23 protein-coding genes are annotated in these 22,501 nt (G+C 68.3%); 4 read left to right on the plus strand and 19 right to left on the minus strand.

All coding sequences use genetic code 11. The features are described 5' to 3' along the window. Positions 1 to 67: 67 nt before the first annotated feature. Positions 68 to 715, plus strand: a complete 648-nt coding sequence (locus ACILRF_RS02500) for a hypothetical protein (protein ID WP_395670689.1) — start codon at positions 68 to 70, stop codon at positions 713 to 715. Here the strand turns inward: ACILRF_RS02500 and tgt are convergent. Further along, on the minus strand, positions 636 to 1,766 hold the full coding sequence (gene tgt / locus ACILRF_RS02505) for a tRNA guanosine(34) transglycosylase Tgt (RefSeq protein WP_395670690.1): 1,131 nt from the start codon (positions 1,764 to 1,766) through the stop codon (positions 636 to 638). The genes ACILRF_RS02500 and tgt overlap by 80 nt on opposite strands. Continuing rightward, positions 1,766 to 2,839, minus strand: a complete 1,074-nt coding sequence (queA, locus tag ACILRF_RS02510; protein WP_395670691.1) for a tRNA preQ1(34) S-adenosylmethionine ribosyltransferase-isomerase QueA — start codon at positions 2,837 to 2,839, stop codon at positions 1,766 to 1,768. Before queA ends, tgt begins: the two co-directional genes overlap by 1 nt. Positions 2,840 to 2,901: 62 nt before the next feature. On the opposite strand from queA, the gene ACILRF_RS02515 reads away from it, so the two are divergent. Continuing rightward, the gene (locus ACILRF_RS02515) at positions 2,902 to 3,870 is read left to right on the plus strand and encodes an endonuclease/exonuclease/phosphatase family protein (RefSeq protein ID WP_395670692.1); all 969 of its coding nucleotides are present in this window, start codon (positions 2,902 to 2,904) and stop codon (positions 3,868 to 3,870) included. Here ACILRF_RS02515 and ACILRF_RS02520 read toward each other — a convergent pair. The 6 genes from ACILRF_RS02520 to gyrA all read right to left on the minus strand — a co-directional run bounded on the left by ACILRF_RS02520 (position 3,842) and on the right by gyrA (position 10,338). Then, complete coding sequence (locus ACILRF_RS02520) at positions 3,842 to 4,303, minus strand: hypothetical protein (protein ID WP_395670693.1); 462 nt, start codon at positions 4,301 to 4,303, stop codon at positions 3,842 to 3,844. The genes ACILRF_RS02515 and ACILRF_RS02520 overlap by 29 nt on opposite strands. Before the next feature lie 4 nt (positions 4,304 to 4,307). After that, a complete protein-coding gene (locus ACILRF_RS02525) occupies positions 4,308 to 4,769 on the minus strand; it encodes a peptidylprolyl isomerase (RefSeq protein ID WP_395670694.1) in 462 nt (153 codons plus the stop codon). Further along, entirely contained in the window at positions 4,769 to 5,617 is an 849-nt protein-coding gene (locus ACILRF_RS02530) for a peptidylprolyl isomerase (protein WP_395670695.1), read from the minus strand. The genes ACILRF_RS02525 and ACILRF_RS02530 overlap by 1 nt, the downstream gene beginning before the upstream one ends. 50 nt (positions 5,618 to 5,667) lie before the next feature. Beyond that, complete coding sequence (gene coaD / locus ACILRF_RS02535; RefSeq protein WP_395670696.1) at positions 5,668 to 6,162, minus strand: pantetheine-phosphate adenylyltransferase; 495 nt, start codon at positions 6,160 to 6,162, stop codon at positions 5,668 to 5,670. Between the two features lie 71 nt (positions 6,163 to 6,233). Next, the gene (locus ACILRF_RS02540; protein ID WP_395670697.1) at positions 6,234 to 7,451 is read right to left on the minus strand and encodes an MFS transporter; all 1,218 of its coding nucleotides are present in this window, start codon (positions 7,449 to 7,451) and stop codon (positions 6,234 to 6,236) included. Between the two features lie 103 nt (positions 7,452 to 7,554). Further along, entirely contained in the window at positions 7,555 to 10,338 is a 2,784-nt protein-coding gene (gene gyrA / locus ACILRF_RS02545; protein ID WP_395670698.1) for a DNA gyrase subunit A, read from the minus strand. Positions 10,339 to 10,543: 205 nt separating this feature from the next. Here gyrA and ACILRF_RS02550 point away from each other — a divergent pair, with 205 nt between their 5' ends. Beyond that, positions 10,544 to 10,948 (plus strand): DUF3617 domain-containing protein, encoded by a 405-nt coding sequence (locus tag ACILRF_RS02550; protein WP_395670699.1) that lies wholly within the window; start codon positions 10,544 to 10,546, stop codon positions 10,946 to 10,948. A gap of 5 nt (positions 10,949 to 10,953) precedes the next feature. Here the strand turns inward: ACILRF_RS02550 and ACILRF_RS02555 are convergent, their stop codons facing one another. From ACILRF_RS02555 to flbT, 11 genes are all read right to left on the minus strand, one after another. Continuing rightward, a complete protein-coding gene (locus ACILRF_RS02555; RefSeq protein WP_395670700.1) occupies positions 10,954 to 11,247 on the minus strand; it encodes a cupin domain-containing protein in 294 nt (97 codons plus the stop codon). Between the two features lie 11 nt (positions 11,248 to 11,258). After that, positions 11,259 to 11,744: a single-stranded DNA-binding protein gene (locus ACILRF_RS02560; protein WP_395670701.1), complete on the minus strand. Its 486-nt coding sequence runs from the start codon at positions 11,742 to 11,744 to the stop codon at positions 11,259 to 11,261. A 119-nt stretch (positions 11,745 to 11,863) separates the two neighbouring features. Then, the gene (locus ACILRF_RS02565) at positions 11,864 to 12,265 is read right to left on the minus strand and encodes a hypothetical protein (protein ID WP_395670702.1); all 402 of its coding nucleotides are present in this window, start codon (positions 12,263 to 12,265) and stop codon (positions 11,864 to 11,866) included. 53 nt (positions 12,266 to 12,318) lie between these two features. Then, complete coding sequence (locus ACILRF_RS02570) at positions 12,319 to 13,011, minus strand: hypothetical protein (RefSeq protein ID WP_395670703.1); 693 nt, start codon at positions 13,009 to 13,011, stop codon at positions 12,319 to 12,321. Between the two features lie 55 nt (positions 13,012 to 13,066). Then, positions 13,067 to 15,850, minus strand: a complete 2,784-nt coding sequence (locus tag ACILRF_RS02575; RefSeq protein WP_395670704.1) for a hypothetical protein — start codon at positions 15,848 to 15,850, stop codon at positions 13,067 to 13,069. 90 nt (positions 15,851 to 15,940) lie between these two features. Continuing rightward, positions 15,941 to 16,777: a flagellin gene (locus tag ACILRF_RS02580; RefSeq protein WP_395670705.1), complete on the minus strand. Its 837-nt coding sequence runs from the start codon at positions 16,775 to 16,777 to the stop codon at positions 15,941 to 15,943. 178 nt (positions 16,778 to 16,955) lie between these two features. Further along, positions 16,956 to 17,243 carry a flagellar protein FlaG gene (locus ACILRF_RS02585; protein ID WP_395670706.1) on the minus strand — a complete coding sequence of 96 codons (288 nt, stop codon included), beginning with the start codon at positions 17,241 to 17,243 and terminating at the stop codon, positions 16,956 to 16,958. A gap of 118 nt (positions 17,244 to 17,361) precedes the next feature. Then, the gene (locus tag ACILRF_RS02590; RefSeq protein ID WP_395670707.1) at positions 17,362 to 18,183 is read right to left on the minus strand and encodes a flagellin; all 822 of its coding nucleotides are present in this window, start codon (positions 18,181 to 18,183) and stop codon (positions 17,362 to 17,364) included. A gap of 284 nt (positions 18,184 to 18,467) precedes the next feature. Continuing rightward, on the minus strand, positions 18,468 to 19,304 hold the full coding sequence (locus ACILRF_RS02595) for a flagellin (RefSeq protein WP_395670708.1): 837 nt from the start codon (positions 19,302 to 19,304) through the stop codon (positions 18,468 to 18,470). A 289-nt stretch (positions 19,305 to 19,593) separates the two neighbouring features. Continuing rightward, on the minus strand, positions 19,594 to 19,980 hold the full coding sequence (gene flaF / locus ACILRF_RS02600; RefSeq protein ID WP_395670709.1) for a flagellar biosynthesis regulator FlaF: 387 nt from the start codon (positions 19,978 to 19,980) through the stop codon (positions 19,594 to 19,596). Continuing rightward, on the minus strand, positions 19,946 to 20,365 hold the full coding sequence (gene flbT, locus ACILRF_RS02605; protein WP_395670710.1) for a flagellar biosynthesis repressor FlbT: 420 nt from the start codon (positions 20,363 to 20,365) through the stop codon (positions 19,946 to 19,948). The genes flaF and flbT overlap by 35 nt, the downstream gene beginning before the upstream one ends. A 183-nt stretch (positions 20,366 to 20,548) precedes the next feature. Between flbT and ACILRF_RS02610 the strand changes: the two genes are divergently transcribed. Next, entirely contained in the window at positions 20,549 to 22,342 is a 1,794-nt protein-coding gene (locus tag ACILRF_RS02610) for a tetratricopeptide repeat protein (RefSeq protein ID WP_395670711.1), read from the plus strand. Positions 22,343 to 22,501: the final 159 nt, after the last annotated feature.

Below are 22,501 nucleotides of genomic sequence, written 5' to 3' on the forward strand. Positions count from 1 at the left end.
GACCGGGCCGGCGCAAGAGGCCAAGGCTGCCTTAACAGGGTCACAAGCTGCGCTAGGATCGCGCGCGATGCGTAACCGAGCCCTGCCCGCCCCTCTCCTGCCCGTCGCGGCGGGATTCGCCCTGGCCCTGAGCGGCTGCGTCACCGCCTCCCCCGACGGCCAGGTGCAGACCACCAACGAGGCGCGGCGCGAGAGCGTCGCCGGCGCGGTGTCGTCGCCGCTGCGTGACCTCAACGTGCTGCGGACGAAGATTCCGCCGGTGCTGCTGGCGGCGATGGCCGACCCCTATGCGCGGCCGGCCAACACCCGTTGCCCGACGCTGGAGGATCTGGTCCGGCCGCTGGACCAGGCGCTGGGGGCGGACCTCGACGTCTTCCCGGTAGACCAGGACGACCTGCTGACCCGCGAGTCGGTGAACGGCGCCGTGGCGACCGTGGCCTCCAGCGCCATTCCATTCCGTGGCTGGGTGCGGCAGCTGACCGGCGCCGAACGGCACGACGAGCTGGTGCAGGCGGCGATCACCGCCGGCGCGGTGCGGCGCGGCTATCTCAAGGGCCTGGGCGAATCGAAGGGCTGCAAGCCGCCGGCGACGCCGAGCCACGTGCGGGCTGGGACGCCGCCGCCGACGCAGGGGTTCAGGCCGCGGTTCCCGACCCGGATCGAGCCCGGGAATGGAACTCCCGCCGGAACGCCTCCAGCCGCCCCGCCGCGATAGCCTCGCGCAGGCCGGCCATCAGGGCCTGGAAGAACGAGATGTTGTGCCAGGACAGCAGGACCTGGCCGAGGATCTCGTCCGATCGCACGAGGTGATGCAGGTAGGCCTTTGAATAGGCGGAGGAAGCCGGCACATCGCTGTGCGCATCCAGCGGGCTGTCGTCCTCGGCGAAGCGGGCGTTCTTGAGGTTGATCGGCCCGTCGCAGGTCCAGGCCTGACCATGCCGGCCGGAGCGGGTCGGCAGGACGCAGTCGAACATGTCGACGCCGCGGGCCACCGCCTCGACGATGTCGACGGGTTTGCCGACGCCCATCAGGTAGCGCGGCCGCTCTGCGGGCAGCATCGACGGGGCGAAGTCGAGCACCTCGACCATCGCCTCGTGCCCCTCGCCCACCGCCAGGCCGCCGATGGCGTAGCCGTCGAAGCCGATGTCGATCAGGCGGTCGGCGGATTCGCGGCGCAGGGTCTCCGAAACGCCGCCCTGCTGGATACCGAACAGGGCCTGGGTGTCGCGCACACCGAACGCCGCCTTCGAGCGAGCGCCCCAGCGGGCCGACAGGCGCATGGCCTCGGCGACCGCCTCCTCCGAGGCCGGAAGGCCGACGAGCTGGTCGAGCTGCATAACGATGTCGGAGCCCAGCAGATCGGCCTGGATTTCGATCGACCGCTCGGGCGTCATGACATGCCGCGAGCCGTCGAGGTGGCTCTGGAAGGTCACCGCGTCCTCGGTGACCTTGGCGATCTTGGACAGCGACATGACCTGGAAGCCGCCGCTGTCGGTGAGGATCGGCTTTTCCCAGCGCATGAACCGGTGCAGGCCGCCCAGGCGCTTCACCCGCTCGGCGGTCGGCCGCAGCATCAGGTGATAGGTGTTGCCAAGCAGGATGTCGGCGCCCGAGGCGGCGACCTGCTCGACGGTCAGGGCCTTCACCGTTCCGGCTGTGCCCACCGGCATGAAGGCGGGCGTGCGGATTTCGCCGCGCGGGGTGGTCAGAACGCCGGTGCGCGCCTTGCCGTCAGTCGCCTTCACCTCGAAGGGAAACGCGGCCATCAGGCCCTCCAGAGCAGGGACGTGTCCCCGTAGGAATAGAAGCGGTAGCCATTGGCGATGGCGTGGGCATAGGCCGCGCGCATGGTCTCGACGCCGGCAAAGGCGCTGACCAGCATGAACAGCGTCGATTTCGGCAGATGGAAGTTGGTCATCAGCCCGTCGGCGGCGCGGAACCGGTAGCCGGGGGTGATGAAGATGTCGGTGTCGGCCGTGAACGGGCGGACGACGCCGTCCTCGCCGGTCGCCGATTCCAGCAGGCGCAGGGAGGTGGTGCCGACGCAGACGATCCGGCCGCCGGCGGCGCGCACGGCGTTCAGGTGATCGGCGGTGGCGGCGTCGACCTCCCCCCACTCGGCGTGCATGCGGTGTTCGGAAAGGTCGTCGGTCTTCACGGGCAGGAAGGTCCCGGCCCCGACGTGCAGGGTGACAAAGGCGCGCGCGATCCCCGCCTCGTCGAGGCGGGCGAAGAGTTCGGGCGTGAAGTGCAGGCCGGCCGTCGGCGCGGCGACCGAGCCGTCTTCGTCGGCATAGACGGTCTGGTAGTCGGCGCGATCCTGGGCGTCTTCGCCCCGTTTGGCGGCGATGTAAGGCGGCAAGGGCATGGCGCCGCGCTCGGCGATGGCGGCGTCGAGGTCGGGGCCCGCGAAATCGAAAGCCAGAGTGACCTCGCCGCCCTCGCCCTTCTCGCGCACCGTGGCGTCGAGCGCGCCAAGGAAGCAAGCATGGTCGGCCTCCTCGCCGAAGCGAATGCGGTCGCCAGGCTGGAGCTTCTTCCCCGGCCGCATGAAGGCGGTCCAAACGCTGGGCGACAGCCGCTTGTGGAGGGTAGCCTCGCAGGCGATCCGACTGTCGCCGCGGGCGCGCACGCCTTTCAGCCGGGCCGGGATCACGCGGGTGTCGTTGAGCACCAGGATGTCGCCCCGTCGCAGGAGGCCCGGCAGGTCGCGCACGACGAGGTCCTGCATCGGCGCGCCGGACTGGACGTGCAGCAGGCGCGCGGAATCGCGCGGACTGGCGGGCCGCAGGGCGATCCGGTCCTCGGGAAGCTCGAAGTCGAAATCGGCCAGCCGCATCGAGGCGGCTCAAGGCCACGCGCAGGCGGCCCCGTCAAGCGCGCGACGTGCTAGAGCCGCGCATGCGGTACGTTCGAATCGCCCTGCTGCTGCTGCTCGCGCCGGTCTTGGTCTCGGTGGCCGGCATTTCGGCGGCGGGCGCCGTCGGGGCTCACCTGGGCCGCAACAACTTCTCCTGGGACGTCCTCACCCATTTCGCGCCCGTATGGCTGGCGGGCGGCCTCGTCGCGGCGGGACTCGGCCTGCTGTTTCGCGGCTATGTGCGCTGGATGATCAGCGGGCTGGGGGTCCTTGGGGTCCTCGCGGCCGTCCCGCTGATCGCGCCTGAGCTGGTCCGCGACGCGGGGCCCAGGGCGGCGCCGGGCACGCCGGGCGAGATCAAGCTGATCCAGTTCAACCTCTGGCAAAGCCGCGACATCGACCGCACCGTCGCCTGGCTGAAGGCGGAAAAGCCGGACATCGTCGTCCTGCAGGAAGGCGCGGCGGGCGTACGAGCCGAGATGATCCGGCGAACCGGGCTGCACGTCAGTTGCCGACGCTGCGATGCGCTGGTGCTGAGCCGCCGCCCGCCAGTGGGCGAGACCTCGGCCCGGGTCATCGTGCCGAAGGGCAGCATCTCCCGGGTGACCTTCGAGGACGCGCACGGCGCCTTCACCGTGGTCGGGGCGCACAACTCCTGGCCGACCGATCCCGAGGACCAGCAACTGGAGGAAGCCGCCCTCGCCGAGATCCTGTCTGGCCTGGACCGCGACCGGGCGATCGTCGCCGGCGACTTCAACTCAACGCCGTGGTCGTACTCCCGCCGCCGGTGGGACGCCGAGTTCGGCGTGATCCGGCGCACGCGCGGCCTGTTTACCTGGCCGGCGCGACAGAAGACCGGCGTCTCACGCCTGTTCCCCTTCCCGTTCCTGGCCATCGATCAGGTCTACGCCGGTAAGGACTGGGCGACGGTGCGGCTGGTGCGTGGTCCACGCCTGAGCTCGGACCACTATCCGGTGGTGATCACCCTAGCGCCTGTCGCGCGGCCGTAAGGGCGGCTTCCAGGCGTTCGCGCTGCGCGGCGTGATCGGCGGCGGCGGCGGCGATCTCGCGCTCAAGCTTTTCCCTCTGAGCTTCCAGACGATGCAGGGTTTTCGCTCGGGCCGCGGCCAGGGCTTCCAGACGGGCCTCGAGGTCGGCGACCTTCCTGAGCGCCGCCTTGGACGGGCCCTTGGGCGCGGCGGGCGCCTTAGGCTTCAGCCTGGCGAGCTTTTCGCGCGTGCCAGCGGGCCGTCGCAGCACCTGGCCGGGCTGAGCGGCAGCAGCGGCGACGAGTTCGGGATCGTCCGTCTCGTGCGCCGCGCCGGTCTTGAAGAGATCCTGATGGCTGCCCCAGGCGGCCAGAGCCTTCGCCTTCGAACTGACCGCCACGACATAGTCGGTGAGGCCGTCCGAGGTGACGAAGACCTTGAGCCGGGCGGCCATGGCCCTAGGCGTCCGCGGCGACCTTCATCGACACGATCTTGCCGGGCTCGCGCGGCGGCTCGCCCTTCGGCAGGCCATCCACGAGGTCCATGCCCTCGGTCACCTCGCCCCAGACGGTGTACTGGCCGTCGAGGAAGGTGGCGTCGTCGAAGCAGATGAAGAACTGGCTGTTGGCCGAGTTCGGATTGGGCGTGCGAGCCATCGAGCAGACGCCGCGCACGTGCGGCTCGCGGCTGAACTCTGCCTGCAGGTTCGGCTTGCTGGAGCCGCCCGAGCCGGTGCCGGTCGGATCGCCGCCCTGGGCCATGAAGCCCGGGATCACGCGGTGGAAGACGATGCCGTCGTAGAAACCTTCGCGCGCCAGTTCCTTGATGCGCGCCACGTGGCCCGGAGCCAGGTCGGGACGCAGCTTGATGGTCACCGGACCCGATTCCAGGGTCATGATCAGGGTGTTTTCGGGATCCATCATTTCACCTCAGAAGGAAGATTGACGTCGCAGGCCGAGAACTCGGCCCCTTTCAGATTCCGCACGCGGGCGATCTCGGCCTTGAACCAGGCGCCGTTGGGATCGATCACGCGAACCTTCGGACGCTCGGCTTCCGGCAAATCGGCGAGGACGCGTACACGTTCCATCCGGTCCTGCGGCGCGGCCACCGGCTCGCCGGTCTTGATGGCGCCGACGGCGTCCTGGCCGGCGATGACGCGGCCCCAGGGGGTGTATCGGCGCTCCAGCGACGGATAACGGTCGCGCATCAGGAAGAACTGGGCGTTCGCCGAATTCTCTTCGGAGCCGCGCGCCATGCCGGCGACGCCGCGGCAGAACTGGCCGAAGCCGGCGACCTTGCCGTCGCGGGTCATGGGGGCCAGCATCATCGACTGGGTCGTGACCGGCAGCGACTTGACGAACCCCTGCTCGGCGACCGCCTGGTCGAAGGCCAGGACGAAGGGCAGGTCGCCGCCGCGGCGGAACATGAACTCGGGCTCGAGATTCGGCTTTTCCGAAGCCCCCTGTCCGTTGTCCTGCGGATCGCCGGTCTGGGCCATGAAGCCGTCGATGACGCGGAAGAAGGTCCGGCCGTTGTACAGCCCCTCGCGGGCCAATTCGCGGACCCGCGCGACGTGGGTCGGGGCGACTTCCGGAACCATCTCGACGAAGACGCGGCCTTTGTTGGTGTCGATGACCAGGACATCGTTGGGATCGGGCGTGCGCCAGTCGGCGGCGGCGGGCGCCGCGCGTGCGGGGGCGACAGGCGCCTGGGCGTTGGCCGCCGAGGCGAAGGCCGCGGCGACGGCGGCAAGCAGAAGCGTTCTCATCGCGCGCACTGGTAGCGGGACATCAAGGCGGAGAGAAGCCCGGAAGGCGATCAGCCTTTCGCGACCTTGGCCTCGAGGCGGCGGCGCACGCCATCGCTGACGAACCGCGTCACATCGCCGCCCAGGAGGGCGATCTCCTTCACGAGCCGCGAGGCGATGGCCTGGTGGCGGGGGTCGGCCATCAGGAACACCGTCTCGATCTCGCGGTCGAGCTGCTGGTTCATGGCGGTCATCTGGAATTCGAATTCGAAGTCGGCGACAGCGCGCAGGCCGCGGACGATGACGTTGGCCCCGACCTCGCGCGCGAAGTGCATGGTCAGACCCTCGAAGGGCTGGACGACGACCTCGGCGCGGCTGCGGAGCGGCTCGACAGCCTCCTCGATCATCGCCACGCGCTCTTCCAGCGAAAACAGCGGCCCCTTGCCCGCGTTGACGGCGACGCCGAGCACCAGCTTGTCCACCAGCTTCACGGCCCGGCCGATGATATCGGTGTGGCCGTTGTGGATCGGATCGAACGTGCCCGGATAGAGCCCGACGCGGGTCATGCGGTGTCCCCCAACTGCCCGTTCCGCCTTTCGCCGCCGAACGCGGTTTAGGCAAGGAAAAACGCCGGCCTTCAGGCGGGCGCAAGGTTGGCGGACGGGGGATTCTGGGCGGCCGGGCGGAAGGTCATGAAGATCAGGAAGGCGCCAAGGCCCATTCCGAACGCGCCGAGGAACAGCCAGCTGTAGGTCGCGAAGCGATCGAAGACGAGGCCGCCGGCGACGGGGCCCAGGGCCATGCCCAGGCTGCCGGCCATCGCCGTCGCACCGATCACCGTACCCATCATCCTGAGCGGGAAGGTCTCGCGGATGATCACCGCATAGAGCGGCATGACCCCGGCGTATATGAAGCCGAACACCGCCGCGACGCCGTAGAAGCCGTAGAGCGTGCCGACGAAGGTGTAGGCCAGGGCCCCGAACGCCTGGGCCAGGAGGCCAAGCGCGAGGACGCGGCGCGCGCCGAACCGGTCGGCCATCACCCCGAAGCCGAGCCGCCCGCCAAGGCCGGCCAAGCCTTCGAGGCTGTAGATCGACACGGCGGCCATCAGCGGGATGCCGCAGCTGACGGCGTAGTTGACGGTGTGGACAATGGGGCCGGAGTGGGTGGCGCAGCAGAAGAAGTTGGTCAGCACCAGCACCAGGAACTGGGGCGAGCGTACAGCCTGGGCCACGGTCATCTCGGAGTTGGGCTCGGCCGGGGCCCGCTGTCCGGGTGCGGCGTCGAGGGCCGGCGGGCGGCGCACCAGCAGGGCTGTGGGAATCATCACCCCGGCGACGACCGCGGCGAGGACGGCGAGACAGGCCCGCCAGTCCTGGTGCGTCACCAGCCAGGCGACAAACGGGGCCATGGTCATCGGCGCCATGCCCATGCCGGCCGAGACCAGCGACACGGCCAGGGCGCGGCGGGTGTCGAACCAGCCCGTCACGCAGGCCATCATCGGCGCGAAGATCGCGGAGATCGCGCCCCCGACGACCACCCCGAACATCAACTGGAACGCCAGCAGCGAAGTCGCCTGGCTGGCCGCGTAGAGGGCCGCGGCCAGCAATACCGAGCCGGTCAGGACGACGGGACGCGGGCCGAAGCGGTCGGCAAGGCCGCCCCAGGCCATGCTGCCGAGCGCCATGGCCAGGAAGCCGAAGGTCATCGAGGCGGAGATGCCGGTCGTCGACCAGCCGGTGTCCTCCGCGATCGCCCGCGACAGGACCGGGAGGGAGAACATCGCCCCTATGGCGACGCAACCCAGCAACCCGCCGGCCGCGACAATCACCCAGCGATACGGAACGGGCCCCATCCTCGTGTCTCCTGCGATGGCTTCACATCAACAGGACGGGCTAGCGGCGGCAATCCCGACAGCGGAAACGCACCTCCTCGCCCGTGACCGGGAAAAGAAGATGTCAGGCGCCGTCCCCCTCGATCGGCGCTTCGCCTTCGGGCGCTTCACTATCGGGCAGTTCCTCGTCCTCGCCGGCGCCTTCAAGGCGCTCGACGGAGACGACGTGCTCGTCCTTGGCCGTGCGGAAGATGATCACGCCGGAAGTGTTGCGGCCGACCATGCGGACCTGGCTGACCGGGGTGCGGATCAGCTGGCCCTGGTCGGTGACGAGCAGGATCTGGTCGCCGTCCTCAACTGGGAACGAGGCCGCCAGCTTGCCGCCGCGCTTGGTCAGGTCCTGGGCCAGCAGCCCCTGCCCGCCCCGGCCGGTGCGGCGGAACTCGTAGGCGCTGGTGCGCTTGCCGTAGCCCTCGGTGGAGACGGTGAGGAGGATCTCCTCCGCGGCGCCGAGCTCGGCGATGCGCTCGGGCGAGAGGGCCGCCTCGCCGGCAACCTCGTCCTCGTCGTCCGGCGCGGCGACGTCCTCGACCTCTTCGCCCTCGACGCCGGCGGCGCGCCGCATGGCGTTGGCGTGCTTCACGTACGCCGACCGTTCGTCTGGCGTGGCCGCCACCGAGCGCAGGATGGCCATGGAGATGACGCTGTCGCCGTCCGCCAGGCGGATGCCGCGCACGCCGGTGGAATCCCGCCCGGCGAACACCCGCACCTCGTCGGTGGCGAAGCGGATGCAGCGGCCTAGCGCCGTGGTCAGCAGGATGTCGTTCTGTTCGGCGTTGCAGACACCGACGCCGACGATGGCGTCGCCGTCGTCAAGCTTCATGGCGATCTTGCCGTTGCGCTTGATGCCGATGAAGTCCGAGAGCTTGTTGCGGCGGACGTTGCCCGACCGCGTGGCGAACATGACGTCGTACTGACCCCAGGTCGCTTCATCCTCCGGCAGCGGCAGGATCGAGGTGATGCTCTCGCCGGGCTCGATGGGCAGAAGGTTGACGAACGCCTTGCCGCGCGAGGTCGGCGTGCCGACGGGCAGGCGCCAGACCTTGAGCTGGTAGGCCTTCCCGCCCGAGGAGAAGAACAGCATCGGGGTGTGGGTGTTGGCCGAGAACACCCGGGTGACGGCGTCCTCCTCCTTGGTCGCCATCCCCGAGCGGCCTTTGCCGCCGCGGTGCTGGGTCCGGTAGATCGACAGCGGCGTGCGCTTGACGTAGCCGCCGTGGGTCACGGTGATGACCATGTCCTCGCGGGCGATCAGGTCCTCATCCTCGACGTCGGCGTCGCCGTCCACGATCTCGGTGCGGCGCGGCACGGCGAACTGGGCCCGGACGTCGGCCAATTCCTCGCGGACGATAGCCATGACCCGCTCGCGGCTGGCGAGGATTTCGAGGTGACCGCGGATCGCAGTCGCCAGGGTCTCGGCCTCGCCGAAGATCTCGTCACGGCCAAGGCCGGTGAGGCGCGACAGGGTCAGGGCGAGGATCGCGCGGGCCTGTTCGTCGGTCAGGCGGATCTGCGTCCCGCCGACCACCACGGTACGGGGATCGGCGATCAGCTCGACCAGCGGCAGCATGTCGCCGGCCGGCCAATCGCGGGCGATAAGCCGCTCGCGAGCCTCGGTCGGGTCCTTGGACGAGCGAATGATGTGGATGAACTCGTCGATATTGGCGACGGCGATGGCGAGGCCGACCAGCACGTGGCCGCGGTCGCGCGCCTTCGACAGCTCGAACTTCGTCCGCCGGACGACCACCTCTTCGCGGAAATCCACGAAGGCGGTGACCATCTCCATCAGCCCCATCTGCTGGGGCCGGCCGCGGTTCAGCGCCAGCATGTTGACCCCGAAAGAGGTCTGGAGCGGCGTGTAACGGTAGAGCTGGTTGAGGATCACCTCGGCGGAGGCGTCGCGCTTCATCTCGACGACGACGCGCATGCCGTCGCGATCGCTTTCGTCGCGCAGGTCGGCGACGCCTTCGATGCGCTTCTCGCGGACCAGTTCGGCGATGCGCTCGACGAGGCCCGCCTTGTTCACCTGATAGGGAATCGCCGTGATGACGATCGCCTCGCGATCCTTGCGGATCTCCTCGATCGAGGCCTTGCCGCGCATGACGACCGACCCGCGGCCGGTCATCAGGGCGTTGCGGGCGCCGGTCCGGCCGATGATCTCGCCGCCGGTCGGGAAGTCCGGGCCGGGCACGATGTCCAGCAGGGCGTCGAGACCGATCTGCGGATCGTCGATATAGGCCAGGCAGGCGTCGACGACCTCGCCGAGGTTGTGCGGCGGGATGTTGGTGGCCATGCCGACGGCGATGCCGCCTGCCCCGTTGACCAGCAGGTTCGGGATCCGCGACGGCAGGACGATCGGCTCCTGTTCGGAGCCGTCGTAGTTGTCCTTGAAGTCGACGGTGTCCTTGTCGAGGTCCGCGAGGATGGCCATCGCGGCCCGGGTCATGCGGCTTTCGGTGTAGCGCATGGCCGCCGGCGGATCGTTGTCCACCGAGCCGAAGTTCCCCTGGCCGTCGATGAGCAGCAGGCTCATGGAGAACGGCTGCGCCAGGCGCACCAGGGTGTCGTAGATCGCGACATCGCCGTGCGGGTGATACTTACCCATCACGTCGCCGACGATGCGGGCCGACTTCACATAGCCCCGGTCCGGCGTGTGACCTTGCTCGTTCATCGAGAACAGGATCCGCCGGTGGACCGGCTTCAGGCCGTCGCGAACGTCCGGCAGCGCACGGCTGACGATCACGCTCATGGCGTAGTCGAGGTACGAGCGCTTCAGCTCGTCTTCGATCGCGATGGGGGCGACACCCCCGCGGCGGTCGTCCGGAGGGGTTGTGTTCTGGTCGGTCAAAGTCGGGGATTCGCCGTGAGAATCGGACAGTTAGGTGAGGATCACTGTTAGCATTTGCGGGGCGCGGAAGCCAACTTCCGCGCGCACGCGCACGCGAGGGGCCGCCAGGCCGCAGGGACCCTTTGCCGTCATCGGCGGTTCAGGTCAGGCGATGCTACACGTGAGGCCCATGAGATTCCTTTCCGCCCTCCTCCCTGCGCTTGTCATGGCCGTCCCGGCGGCCGCGGCGACGCCGCCGATCAAGCCGGGCTACTGGGAGACGACCAGCCAGATCGTCTCCCCAATCCCGACCAAGAAGACCGAGAAGCGCTGCATCCGCGCCGAGGACGTCGACAAGTTCATCGGCGGCGCCCCGAACCGGCACTACACCTGCACCTATCCGACGCGGGAGATCAGCGGCGGCCGCATCAAGCTGGCCGGCAGTTGCAAGACCAAGAATAGCGATCCCGTGCCGGTGACCGGCGAAGGCACCTACACGCCCGACAGCCTGAACCTCGAAGCCCGCTTCCGGGCCAAGCTCGGCGGCCTGACGGTGCCGGTGCACGCGAGGACCCGCGGCACGCGGATCGGCGACACCTGCCCAGCGCCGGAGGCCGAGCCGGCGAACTAGCCATCTCAGGCCCGCTTCACCTCGATCTCCAGGAAGGCGTAGGGGCCGGCGCCGCCGTTGATGACGTTGTGCTCGACGCCTTCCGGCCGGAAGTAAGGGACGCCGGACGTCAGTGGCGCTTCGCGCACGACGCCGCCAGGCTCTTCAAGGATCAGCAGGCCGTCGCCAAGCGGGACGACCACATAATCGTGGCCGTGCCGATGCCAGCCCGTTTCGCCGCCTTCGGCGAAGCTCCACTTCGTGACGACGACCCGGTCGTTGTCGATCAGCACCTCGGGCTGGGCTTTCGGCCGGGTCATCGGCAGGTTCCTTAGAACGGGATTTCGTCGTCGAGGTCGGCCGAGAAGTCCTCGCGCGGGCCGGAGCTCTGGTTACGCGGGCCGGAGGAGAAGCCGCCGCCGTAGCCGCCCTCGTCCCCGCCGCCGCCGCCGCCGCCGCCTTCGCCGCGGCCGTCGAGCATGGTCAGTTCGCCCCGATACTTCTGCAGCACGATCTCGGTGGAGAACTTCTCCTGGCCGGACTGGTCGGACCATTTGCGGGTCTGGATCGACCCTTCGATGTACACCTTCGAGCCCTTGCGCAGGTACTGCTCCGCGACCTTCACCAGGCCATCATTGAAGATCACCACGCGGTGCCACTCGGTGCGCTCCTTGCGCTCGCCCGACGCGCGGTCGCGCCAGGTCTCGGAAGTGGCGATGCGCAGGTTGGCGACCCGGTCGCCGGAATTGAGGCTGCGGATCTCGGGGTCGGCCCCGAGGTTGCCGATGAGGATGACCTTGTTGACGCTGCCCGCCATATCGATGTCCTGAGCTTCCGTGGTTGCAGGCGCCCAAGGGCGTCCGAAGCGGGCGACGCTAACGAAGCATTAACCGGCGAGCAAGGGGAATGTTCTCCGTACGTTCCCCATCCACAGACTTATTGTTCGGGGCTCTGGGGCATCGCCCCGGGGATGGCCAGCCGGCCGTCGCCGGTGCGCACCAGGGCAACGAACCGCGGGCCCTCCAGCGAGGTGGAGGTCAGCACCCCGGCCTTTTCCAGGAACAGGAAGTTCGACTGGTAGGCGCCGTAGATGTTCTGCTGACTGCCGCCGAGCCGCAGGAACTTGATCCGCATCGCTTCGAGATTGGCGGCGCAGGTCTCGAGGTTCGCCGCCTGAACGAGCTTGTTGTACTTCAGCGAGCCATCCTTCTGCGGGACGACGTGGAAGCAGACGCCCGGGTCGCCCGGCGGGCGCGTGCGCTGAGCGCAGGCGGCGATTCCGAGGAATATGGGCGCCGAGGCGGCGAGCAGGGCGAGGATCAGGGGCGTGCGAACCATGCCGCTGACCCTATACGGCCTTTACGGCCTGCGCGAGACGCCTGCGCCCGCGATCAGAGCGTACAGCCCGGCCCCTGCTCGATGAGCGGACGGAAACTACGATTGTCGTCGGACACCTCGACCCGTCCGGGCACCAGGCGCAGCGTCTGCTGGCCCCAGCGGCCGTAGGTTGCGCCGCCCGGCTGTTCGCAGCGGCCGGCGAACAGCACCTGTGCGCAAGCGTTGCGGGAGATGTCGCCGGGCAGCCTGCGCCAGCGGCCGCCGGCATATCGCCAGCAGGCGCCCAACGCCGCCTCCTCGACGCCGGGAAGGCCGCTTTCGACGCTGACCGGCGGCGCAGCCTGAACCGGCGCCTCTTCCTGCGGCGGCAGCGGGGTGAGCATCGTGCCAGCCTGGTCGGCGGCGGCCAGGGCGCCCGTCTCGTCGACCCCGACGTCGAGGGCGTCGGTCGCGACGCCGTTGCGGCGGGCGCATTCGGCCAGGGTGAACTCGCCGACGAACTGGCCGGCGACGAAGCAGCGCAGCGCCTTGGCGGGGTCGAGGCTGTCGTCGGCGGCGGTGGAATCGATCACCAGCCCGCCTTGGGACGCCGGCGGCGGCGGCGTCCGCTCGCCGCCCCCGGAGGAGAGCAGGCTCCAGGCGATGGCCAGGCCGGCCAGCAGGGCGATGGCGGCGCCGACCAGGGCGAGGGTCAGGCGGCGATCCTGCGGCGGCTTGTCCTGCGGAATTTGGGGCGTCGGCTCCATCGGGTCTCGCTAGACCGGGCAAGCGACGCTTTCAAGGCAGTCTCGCGGCCGAGCGTCAGCCGCCGCCGGTCAACCGGGCCAGGGCCGCCTGATAGTTGGCGATCTGATTGGTGAGGTAGGCCGGAACCGGGCCGTTCGCGGACGCCTGCGCCGACTGGAGGGCCGACTTGGGCGTCGCGGCGGCCACCAGGTCCTTGTAGATGCCGCGAACCTCGCCCATCGCCGCACCGAGTTCGGCGAGCGCGTGGCGGATCTGCTCCGGATCGGACAGGTTGAGGTCGCGCGGCAGACCGAGGCCGTAGATCTTGCTCTTGCCGTCGGCAGGCAGGGTCATGCCGTCGTCGGTGACGGTGGCGCGGATGACGGACTCCGACAGCCCGAGCATCTCCAGCGCGTCCTTGTTCGTTGTCCCGGCGCCGATCTCGATGACGACGCGCGGAGTGACGGGCTCGATCTTCAGGGTCCGGGCCCCGCTGGCGGTGGCGACGGTCACCTTCGCCTGGAACCCGGAGGCGCGGCGGATCTTGCGCGCCAGGGTGTCGAAGGTGTCGTTGGCCTCGATCGTCACGTCGGCGGTGCGCCCCTCCCCGACCTTGACCGTGAACTTCTCGCCGGCGCGCAGGGCGCTCGCTGCGGTCAGCTGTTCAGAATCGGAAAGATCAAGAGCGCCGGTGGGCAGACCTAGGCGATCGAGAACGCTGGAGCCTTTGGCGTCCACAGCGATGGCAGTGGGCGTGGCCATCCCATCCTTGCCGCTGAACCGCTGCGACCAGGCGACGGCGCCGCTCGCGATGTCCAGCCGGGCGAGGAAGCCGTCCTTCTTGCCGACCGCATCGTGGCCCGGCAGGTCGGCGCCGACGGAACCGCCGATCCAGACCTGGCCGCCGGCCACCGCCAGGGAGACGGCGCGGTCGTCCCCGGCCCCGCCGTAATAGGCGACGCGATCGCCCGGGCCGGCCGAAAGGTTGGCCGAAAGCCGGGCGGCGAAGGCGTCGGTTCCGCCGGCGTGGTTGCGGGTCACCGATCCCGCCGCCAGGAAGCCGTTCTGTGTCGTGCCGGCGACGACGACATTGCCGCCGTCGAGGGCCAGGCCGGCGATATCACCGCCTTGCAGGTCGCCGAGGTCGCGGGTCGCGGCCAGGGTCGGCGCGCCGCCGGAAAGTTCGAAGCGGCGCAGCACCGCACGGCCGTCCTCGACACTGGCGGTGACCAGGGCGTTTCCGTCGACCACCAAGCCCGCGGTGCGGTCGGCCCCTGCCGAGCCGAAGCTCTGGGTGAAGAGGGTCGTGACCTTGCCCTTGGCGTCGGTCTTGAAGGCCTGGACGTAGGAATCCCAGTTTCCGATGGCGTCGGCGCCTTGCATGGCCGACTTCGAGCGGCCCGCGACATAAACCGCGCCGTCGGCGCCGAAGGCGACGTGGCTGGCCTCGTCTTCCTGGCGCGCGCCGCGCCGTTGGGTCCACAGTTCCTGCCCGTCGGCGTCGTAGAGGGTGACAAAGCTGTCGGACTTGTCGGCGGAAGTGGTGGTCCCGGACGAGTTCATCGCCCCTTCGGTCGCCCCGGAGAGCGCGCCGGTGACCGATCCGGCGACCGCGATCTTGCCGTCCGACGAGACGGCCAGGGCCAGGCCGGAGGCGGTTTCGGCCGCGCCGAGCGTTCGGGCGTAGATCAGCTTGCCGGCGGAGTCGTACTTTAGGAGGGCGACGTCCTGCTGGCCCTTGATGCCTTGGCCGGCGGTCTCGCCGGTCACGTCGGCCAGCATGTAGACCGAGCCGTCCGGGCCGACGGTCTGCGTTCGGATTGTCTTGATGTCCGGATCGAGGGTTTGGGCGAACACCCGGCCCTCGACCCAGTTTGCGGCGCCGGCCGGCTGCTCCGGGGCCGCGACCTGCGCCGTGTCGGTCTGAAACTTGAGGAACTGCTGTTCGACCCGGCTGTCGTTGGTGGTCTTGGTGCGGTCAGGATCGGGGTCGCCGACGCTCTGCGCGACATAGACCGCCCCCGCCGTGGCCGGGGCCGAGAAGCTGACCTTCTCGCTCGTGCCGACCTTGACCTTCATCGCCCACTGGTCGGCCCCGGCCGGCAGGGTGATGGTCTTGCCGTTGGCCTCGATGGTGCGCGGCTGGGCCGGAATGCGCTGAGTCTGGATCCGCGTCTCGAGCCCGGCCCCGGCGAGCTGGTCGTTGATGTAATTGATGACGTTGCTGAGGCTGCGGGTCTGTCCGCCCATCCCGGCAAGATCGATGGGAACTTCATGTTCCACCGACAGGCGTTTGATCTTGATCGTGAAATTGACGTCACCCTCGAAGGCGGGAGCCGACGAGGTCGCGGAGTTGGTCAGAGGCGGCGTGACGTACTCGGTTCCCGCCTTCGCCACGGCCAGCTTGGTCTTGGCGGAGTCGACCGCCTCGCCTTGCGACACCCGGGCGGCGTCGAGCCGGACCGTGTCGATATAGGCGAGCACTTCGCTCATTCCGCGGGAAAAAGTGGCGTCGAGGCGGTTGCGGTCCGCGCCGGTCAGGCCCTTGGCCTGGGCGCGGGACGCCACGTCGTTGAGGGTCGTCAGGCCCTGATAGAGGGCGAACAGCTTGCGGTAATCGGCGCTCGCGCCCGGCAGGTCGAGCTGGGCGGCGTTCTCGTCGATCATCTTGCGACCCGCGAGCGCGGCCCGCACGGTGGCGCTGGCCTCGGCGGCCGCCTGAGTGGCCGACGGCGTCTTGGTCCACGGCGCGGTCGGGGCGACCTTCGGCGTCGTCCCCGCCCCTCCCGAGGCGGGAATGCCGGCCCGGGACTGGTACAGTCCCAGGAGGACGCTCATGTCGATCGGGGTTACAGCCATCTGACGCCGTCCGCGGGAGAGGGTCCCGCTCCTGCACTATGGCGCCCCATGGTCGCCGGCCCGTTAAGGCGGGGCCAAAAACCTCAGATCTTAGCCGCCGCGGAACAGCGACAGGATCACCTGCGGGGCCTGGTTGGCGATCGACAAGGCCTGGGCGCCGAGCTGCTGCTGGACCTGCAGGGCCTGCAGGCGGGCGCTTTCCTTGGCGAGGTCGGCGTCGACCAGATTGCCGACCCCGGTTTCAAGCACGTCGGTGAGCTTCGAGACGAAGTTGGCGTGGGCGGTGATCTGCTTGGCCTGCGAGCCCAGGCTGCCGAGCGCCTGGTTCACGAAGCTGATCGAGTCGTTGAGGTTGACCAGCACGTCGGACGCCATCGACGCCGTAGCCAGCGAAGATGTGTCGAGAAGGGTGACGATCGAGCCGCCGAGCGACAGGTTCTGCGCCGTCAGCGTGATGTACGAATTGGCCTCGGCATTGGCGAGGAACTGGATGTCGGTCGCGATCGTGCCGTTCAGCAGGTTGGCGCCGTCAAAGCTGGCGTTGTCGGTGACCTGTTTGATCTGCCGCAGGATCGACTTGAAGTCGGAATCGAGCGCGGTGCGCGAGTTGGTGTCGAGCGACGGGTCCATCGCCGCGACGACCTTTTCCTTCAGCTGCACCAGCAGGTCGGAGATGGACTCGCCGGCCGTCATCGAGACCTCGGCGATGGAGTTGGCGCGGTCCAGGCTCATCTTCACCGCGGCCAAGGCGCCGATGTCGGCGCGTTGACCTTGGGCGATCGACCAGATGGCGGCGTTGTCGCGCGCGTTGGAGATCTTCAGGCCGGTGTTGATCCGGTTCTGGGTGTCCCCGAGCTTATCATTGGTCGTGTTAAGGTTCTGGAGCGCGACCAGCGCGGACTTGTTCGTGTGAACGCTGATCGACATCGCGGATTCTCCTCAGTCGCCGTCCCTTAGGTCCCGCCGTTTTCGCGAGTCGCCCAGGGGTTCGAGGAGGAGATTTGGAGATTATGGTGTCTAGAAGGTTAACGCGCAGCGCCGCCGCCGGCGCGCCGGGGCGGTTAACAAACGTCGGCCAGGTCCCGAAGGTCGGGGAGTCCGGCTTTTAGGCCCTCGTGCGGATGACAACCCCGGCGACGTACTGGGTCTCTTCCCGCAGCTTCAGGATTTCTTCCCTGGGAAGCTGAAGGATGACCTCGCCCGTCCGGCGATTGACCGTCTTGTAGACGTAAGCTCCGCTCTCGTGGTCCTCTTCGATGATCAGCCGCAGGTCGGCCTCTTCCCCGCCGGGCGCCGGAGCCGGCCGCGCAAACTCGATGTCGGGCTGCGGGCTGGACTGACGGCTGAAGGTGGGGTCGGGCGTGGCTGCGAACGGCGCAACCTTGCTCTGCATATCTCCTGTCGCTGGCGCTTCTGACGCCGGCGCTCCGGATTGAGCGACGGCGGGGAGGTCGCCCTCCCCGCCGCTACATCAGGACGCGGGACCCGAAGGCCCCGCGCCCGGCGGTTCCTTAGCGGAAGAGGCCAAGGAGGATCGACGAAGACTGGTTCGCGATCGACAGCGCCTGGATGCCGAGCTGCTGCTTGGTCTGCAGAGCCTGGAGCTTGGCGCTTTCCTTCGCGAGGTCGGCGTCGACGAGGTTGCCGACCCCGGCTTCCAGGGTGTCCTGGAGCTTCATCACGAAGTTGAGGTGCGAACCCAGCGACTTCGACCCCGTACCCAGCTTCGAAAGCTTGCTGGAGACGTCTTCGATGGCGCTGTTGATCGTGGCGATCATGGCCTCGGCGTCCGACTGCGTGTTGATCGAGTCGGTCGCGCCCACGCCGATGCCGGCGAGGGACAGGTCCTGGGCCGCCACGGTGATGACCGAGGTGGCGTCGGCGTTGGCCAGAGCCTCAACCGTCGTGCCGCTCGCCTCGACCATGTTGGCGCCGTTGAACACGGCGTTTTCCACGGCCTTGGTGATTTGGTCGCGCAGAGAGACGAAGTCGTCGTTCAGCGCGGTGCGGCTGGCGGTGTCGAGGGTGGTGTCCGAAGCCGCCAGAGACTTTTCCTTCATCTGAAGGAGCAGCTCGGAAATCGTCTCGCCGGCCGAAATGGCCACATCGACGGTCGACTGACCGCGTTGCAGCGATTCCTTGACGGCGTTCAGCGAGTTGGCGGTGGAGCGTTGGTTCTGGGCGATGGCCCAGATGGCGCCGTTGTCCTTGGCGGAGCTGACGCGCTTGCCCGTGTTGATCCGGGCTTGCGTGGTGACGAGTTCGGCGTTGGTCGAGTTCAGGTTCTGAAGCGCGACCATCGCGCCGACGTTGGTGTTGACGCTATTCGGCATCGTTTCCGTTCCTTATTTTCAAGGCTCCGGCTGTCGTTCTGACGGCCGGGGGCGTTTTGCCCGGCAACATCCGCAGCAATCGGCGGGCCAACTCGGCAAAATCGGCCGAGCCCTACAAGGGACTGAAATTACAGGGTTATAGTCTCATTAGGGATGTCGACGCCCGGCAGGATTTGCCGACCTTGGCGCGCAATCGGCAAAAGCTGCCGCATCCCGATCGGCAAGATCTGCCGCGGGAGCAAGTCCGCCGGGCGGAACCCCGAAGGGCCCGCCCGGCGTCGCGACTATCGGAAGAGCGACAGCAGCGTCGAGGACGACTGGTTGGCGATGGACAGCGCCTGGATGCCGAGCTGCTGCTTGGTCTGCAGCGCCTGGATCTTCGCACTTTCTTTCGCCAGGTCGGCGTCGACGAGGTTGCCAATCCCGGAATCGATCGAGTCCTGGAGCTTCCCGATGAAGGTCAGGTGCGAAGCCAGAGACTTCGAGCCCGTGCCCAGTTTCGAGAGCGCCGTCGACACGTTCTCGATCGCCGTATTGATGGTGGCGATCATGTTGAAGGCGTCGGACTGCGTGTTGATCGAATCCGTTGCGTTGAGACCGGCGAGCGCACCCGACCCCAGATCCATGGACTGCGCCTCGACCGTGATGGTCGAACTGCCCTCGGAGTTGGCCAGGGCCGCCACCGAGGTCGGGCTCGTCCCCGTCAGCATATTGGCGCCGTTGAATTCGGCGTTAGCGACGGCTTTGGTGATCTGGTCGCGCAACGACACAAAGTCGTCGTTGAGCGCCGTACGGCTGGGGGCGTCGAGGGTGGTGTCCGAAGCCGCGAGCGCCTTTTCCTTCATCAGGAGAAGCAACTCGGACACGGACTCGCCTGCCGAAATCGCCACATCGACGGTCGATTGACCGCGTTGCAGAGATTCCTTCACGACGTTCAGCGAGTTAGACGCGGCGCGCTGGTTCTGAGCGATCGCCCAGATGGCGCCGTTGTCCTTCGCGCTTGCCACCCGCTTACCGGTGTTGATGCGTGATTGGACTGTCGAGAGCTCCGTGTTGGTCGCGTTCAGGTTTTGGAGCGCCACCATAGCGCCCGCGTTCGTGTTCACCGAGTTGTACGGCATCTCACGGTCCTTCCGTTCTGGAGGTATGTGTCGCGGCTTTTGCCGGCAGGCGATTTTTCGCCTTGAGATGCAGGGGCAAGCGGCGGGCCAGGCCGCTAACTTTTTAGTACGCTGAACTTACACGGGATTTTCTGAGGTGCGGTGACGCTCGGCAAGGTTGTCCTTGCCGCACGGCAGCTCCTGCCGCGCAACGGATTCCGGCGGGATTCGATTCCCTCCGCGGTCAAGGCGCGGGCAACAAAAAGGCCGCGGCGAGCCGCGGCCTCTGAAAACAATTCGGGCCCTCAGGTCAGGCGGCTTGCGCCGTCCCCGCCCCTGCTCCGCCGCCGCCGGCCGCCAGGCCCTGCATGATCATCCGGTTGATCTCGATCAGCGGCTCGATTTCCTCCTCCCGGCGGATCACGGCGCTGGTGTGCTTGCCCACCCAGATGGACAGGGAAATGATCGAGGCGCGCAGCTGGGGCGGCATGCGGTTGCCGGGGCTGGAGCAATCCTCGCCCAGGAAGTTCCAGACGCGACGGTTCCAGTCGAGCGCATCGATGCGCCCCGGAATATCCGTCGGATCGCACTTGGCCGCTTCCATGAGCGCCAGGGTCACCTGCGCGAACAGACGATACTCCGTCTCGCGCGGGCTCTCGGCGCTAGTCGCCGTGCGCTGATACGCCTGAAGGGACATTGCCCAACCTCTCGTCTTCGTACTCGATGAGCTTTCGGCAGAGCATGAGGGCGCGATACCACTCACGTTCCATGCAGAACTTGGAGATCTGGACGCACTCGGCCAGGACGTCCGGGTTGCGGATGACGCCCATGAACTCGGTCAGGCGGACCACGAACTCGTCGTAGTACCGGCTGGCCCCGTTCTCATCGAGGTACATCATCATCACCGGGAAGTAGATGCGGCGCGCCGGGGTGTTGGCCTCGTCCTGCTGCATGATGTCCTTCTCTCGAAGGACAGACGCCTTGTTCTGCAGGACCAGAACCCCGCGCCGGTCGCCGTTCTGGACGACCGCGCCGTTGAGGACGAATTTCTCGCCCGGCTTCAGCGACAATTTTAGCGGCAAGCCCGCCTCCCCATCAGCGTCCGCGAATCTGCATCTCGATTCGAATGACCCATTGTCGCCTTCCGCAGGGCCGAACGCATCCGCAGGCTTAACCATCGGCGGTTAACGCCGCCTTGCCGGGCGCGATTAAGCCCCGGTTAAGCATAAAATCCGATCCAGGGGCGTCTTCTCTAAGGGATTCCCATGCCGCTCAAGGCCACGTCCGGCGCTGTCTCCGCCGCCGCGTTGCAGGCCGTCGAGGCCGCACCCGCGGCCAAGGCCGGGTTCGTCGCCGGCGCGGTGGGCGAAGCCGGCTCCCAGGAGGCCCTGGCGCGGCTTAACACCGCGATGCGGGAGATGAAGGCCGCCGCCGCCCAGCCGATGCTTGACCAGGCGCTGAATGCGTTGAAGCAGGACGATCATCTCGCCGCCGACGGCTTCGCTCTCAAGGCGCTGGAGCAGAACGAGCGCAGCGGCTTCGGCTGGTACCTCCTGGCCATAGCCCGCGAGCGGGCCGGCGACTTCGCGACCTCGATCAAGGCGTATGAATCCGCGCTGAAGCTTCTGCCCGACCAGGCGGAGGTCGCCAACGACCTCGGCCGCCTCGCCTTCCGGATGGGGATGGCGCAGGTTTCCGAGAAGCTGTTCCGCCACTTCCTCGACCGCTACCCGGACCATCCGGAGGGCTCCAACAACCTGGCCTGCGCGCTGCGCGAGCTGTCGCGGCTGGATGAGGCGGTCGACGTCCTCAAGCCGGCGATCGTCAAGCATCCCACGACACCGGCCCTGTGGAACACGATGGGCACCGTCGTCGCCGAGAAAGGCGACTTCGAAAACGCGCGGGTGTTCTTCGAAGAAGCGCTGCGTCTCGATCCGGGCTTCGCCAAGGCGCGATATAACCTTGGCAACAGCCTTCTGGCGCTCGGCGACCCGGCCGGCGCTTTGGAGGCTTGCGAGGCGGCGCTGGCGCAGACCAAGCCGGAGGACGAGCGCCAGATGATGCGCCTCGCCCGCTCAACGATCCTGATCGCCAACGGGCGCATCGGCGAGGGTTGGGATTCCTACGAGGCGCGGCTGCATCCGCAGTACGCGCAGGTCACCCATTTCGCCGTGAAAGCGCCGCGCTGGACACCGGGCGAGGACCTGGCGGGCAAGCGGTTGCTGGTGCTGGGCGAACAGGGGCTGGGCGACGAGGTGCTGTTCGCCAACGTGCTGCCCGACCTGATCACGGCGCTGGGTCCGCAGGGTCGCCTGACGCTCGGTGTCGAGACGCGCCTCGTGCCGCTGTTCCAGCGCAGCTTTCCGGACATCGAGGTCGGCCCACACGCAACGGGCGCGCACCAGAACCGCCCAGTGCGGCATGCGCCGTTCGCCGCCGAGCGGACGGATATCGACGCGTTCACGCCGATCGGCTCGCTGCTGCGCGCCTTACGGCGCTCGGTGGAGGATTTCCCGGAGCGCACCGGCTTCCTGACAGCCGATCCCGACCGCGTCGCCCACTGGCGCGGCGAACTGGCGGCGGCTGGCCCTGGCCCCAAGGTCGGGCTGCTCTGGAAGAGCGCCATCACCAAGGCGGCGCGCCAGCGCTACTTCTCGCCGTTCGAGGCCTGGGGGCCGGTGCTCGGCCAACCCGGCGTGCGGTTCGTGAACCTGCAGTACGGCGATTGCGCCGAGGAGATCGCCTGGGTCGCGCGCGAGATGGGGGTCGAGGTGTGGACCCCGCCGGGCATCGACCTGCGCAACGACCTCGACGACGTCGCGGCGCTCTCCTGCGCGCTCGACCTGGTGGTCGGTTTCTCGAACGCCACCTTGAACCTCGCCGCCGCCTGCGGCGCGCCGACCTGGCTGATCTCCACGCCGCGCGCCTGGACCCTGCTTGGGACGGACCGCTACCACTGGTACCCGCAGACCCGGGTTTTCACCCCGGCCGCCTTCGGGGCCTGGGAGCCGCTGATGGCGGAACTCGGCGAGGCGCTCGGAGCCTGGGCGGAACGCTGACCGCGTCCGCGGATTTCCTTCGCTGAAGGCGTCCCGCCTTGGTGAAGGAGCCCGAACGATGTCCACGCCCCGCTTCGACAGCGACAACGACTACGATCCGCAGGACCAGGCCGAGGCGCTGGACGAGAGCATGACCGTCGGCGGCGAGGGCTCGGTGTC

The sequence above is a fragment of the Phenylobacterium sp. genome (genome assembly GCF_044236515.1).
In the GTDB taxonomy this organism is placed as follows: domain Bacteria; phylum Pseudomonadota; class Alphaproteobacteria; order Caulobacterales; family Caulobacteraceae; genus Phenylobacterium.

What these genes read in the sequence shown, in the direction of transcription:
- ACILRF_RS02500 (WP_395670689.1), top strand. Translation starts at nt 68, where the DNA reads ATGCGTAACCGAGCCCTGCCCGCCCCTCTCCTGCCCGTCGCGGCGGGA.
- tgt (WP_395670690.1), bottom strand. Translation starts at nt 1,766, where the DNA reads ATGGCCGCGTTTCCCTTCGAGGTGAAGGCGACTGACGGCAAGGCGCGC.
- queA (WP_395670691.1), bottom strand. Translation starts at nt 2,839, where the DNA reads ATGCGGCTGGCCGATTTCGACTTCGAGCTTCCCGAGGACCGGATCGCC.
- ACILRF_RS02515 (WP_395670692.1), top strand. Translation starts at nt 2,902, where the DNA reads ATGCGGTACGTTCGAATCGCCCTGCTGCTGCTGCTCGCGCCGGTCTTG.
- ACILRF_RS02520 (WP_395670693.1), bottom strand. Translation starts at nt 4,303, where the DNA reads ATGGCCGCCCGGCTCAAGGTCTTCGTCACCTCGGACGGCCTCACCGAC.
- ACILRF_RS02525 (WP_395670694.1), bottom strand. Translation starts at nt 4,769, where the DNA reads ATGGATCCCGAAAACACCCTGATCATGACCCTGGAATCGGGTCCGGTG.
- ACILRF_RS02530 (WP_395670695.1), bottom strand. Translation starts at nt 5,617, where the DNA reads ATGAGAACGCTTCTGCTTGCCGCCGTCGCCGCGGCCTTCGCCTCGGCG.
- coaD (WP_395670696.1), bottom strand. Translation starts at nt 6,162, where the DNA reads ATGACCCGCGTCGGGCTCTATCCGGGCACGTTCGATCCGATCCACAAC.
- ACILRF_RS02540 (WP_395670697.1), bottom strand. Translation starts at nt 7,451, where the DNA reads ATGGGGCCCGTTCCGTATCGCTGGGTGATTGTCGCGGCCGGCGGGTTG.
- ACILRF_RS02550 (WP_395670699.1), top strand. Translation starts at nt 10,544, where the DNA reads ATGGCCGTCCCGGCGGCCGCGGCGACGCCGCCGATCAAGCCGGGCTAC.
- ACILRF_RS02555 (WP_395670700.1), bottom strand. Translation starts at nt 11,247, where the DNA reads ATGACCCGGCCGAAAGCCCAGCCCGAGGTGCTGATCGACAACGACCGG.
- ACILRF_RS02560 (WP_395670701.1), bottom strand. Translation starts at nt 11,744, where the DNA reads ATGGCGGGCAGCGTCAACAAGGTCATCCTCATCGGCAACCTCGGGGCC.
- ACILRF_RS02565 (WP_395670702.1), bottom strand. Translation starts at nt 12,265, where the DNA reads ATGGTTCGCACGCCCCTGATCCTCGCCCTGCTCGCCGCCTCGGCGCCC.
- ACILRF_RS02570 (WP_395670703.1), bottom strand. Translation starts at nt 13,011, where the DNA reads ATGGAGCCGACGCCCCAAATTCCGCAGGACAAGCCGCCGCAGGATCGC.
- ACILRF_RS02575 (WP_395670704.1), bottom strand. Translation starts at nt 15,850, where the DNA reads ATGGCTGTAACCCCGATCGACATGAGCGTCCTCCTGGGACTGTACCAG.
- ACILRF_RS02580 (WP_395670705.1), bottom strand. Translation starts at nt 16,777, where the DNA reads ATGTCGATCAGCGTTCACACGAACAAGTCCGCGCTGGTCGCGCTCCAG.
- ACILRF_RS02585 (WP_395670706.1), bottom strand. Translation starts at nt 17,243, where the DNA reads ATGCAGAGCAAGGTTGCGCCGTTCGCAGCCACGCCCGACCCCACCTTC.
- ACILRF_RS02590 (WP_395670707.1), bottom strand. Translation starts at nt 18,183, where the DNA reads ATGCCGAATAGCGTCAACACCAACGTCGGCGCGATGGTCGCGCTTCAG.
- ACILRF_RS02595 (WP_395670708.1), bottom strand. Translation starts at nt 19,304, where the DNA reads ATGCCGTACAACTCGGTGAACACGAACGCGGGCGCTATGGTGGCGCTC.
- flaF (WP_395670709.1), bottom strand. Translation starts at nt 19,980, where the DNA reads ATGTCCCTTCAGGCGTATCAGCGCACGGCGACTAGCGCCGAGAGCCCG.
- ACILRF_RS02610 (WP_395670711.1), top strand. Translation starts at nt 20,549, where the DNA reads ATGCCGCTCAAGGCCACGTCCGGCGCTGTCTCCGCCGCCGCGTTGCAG.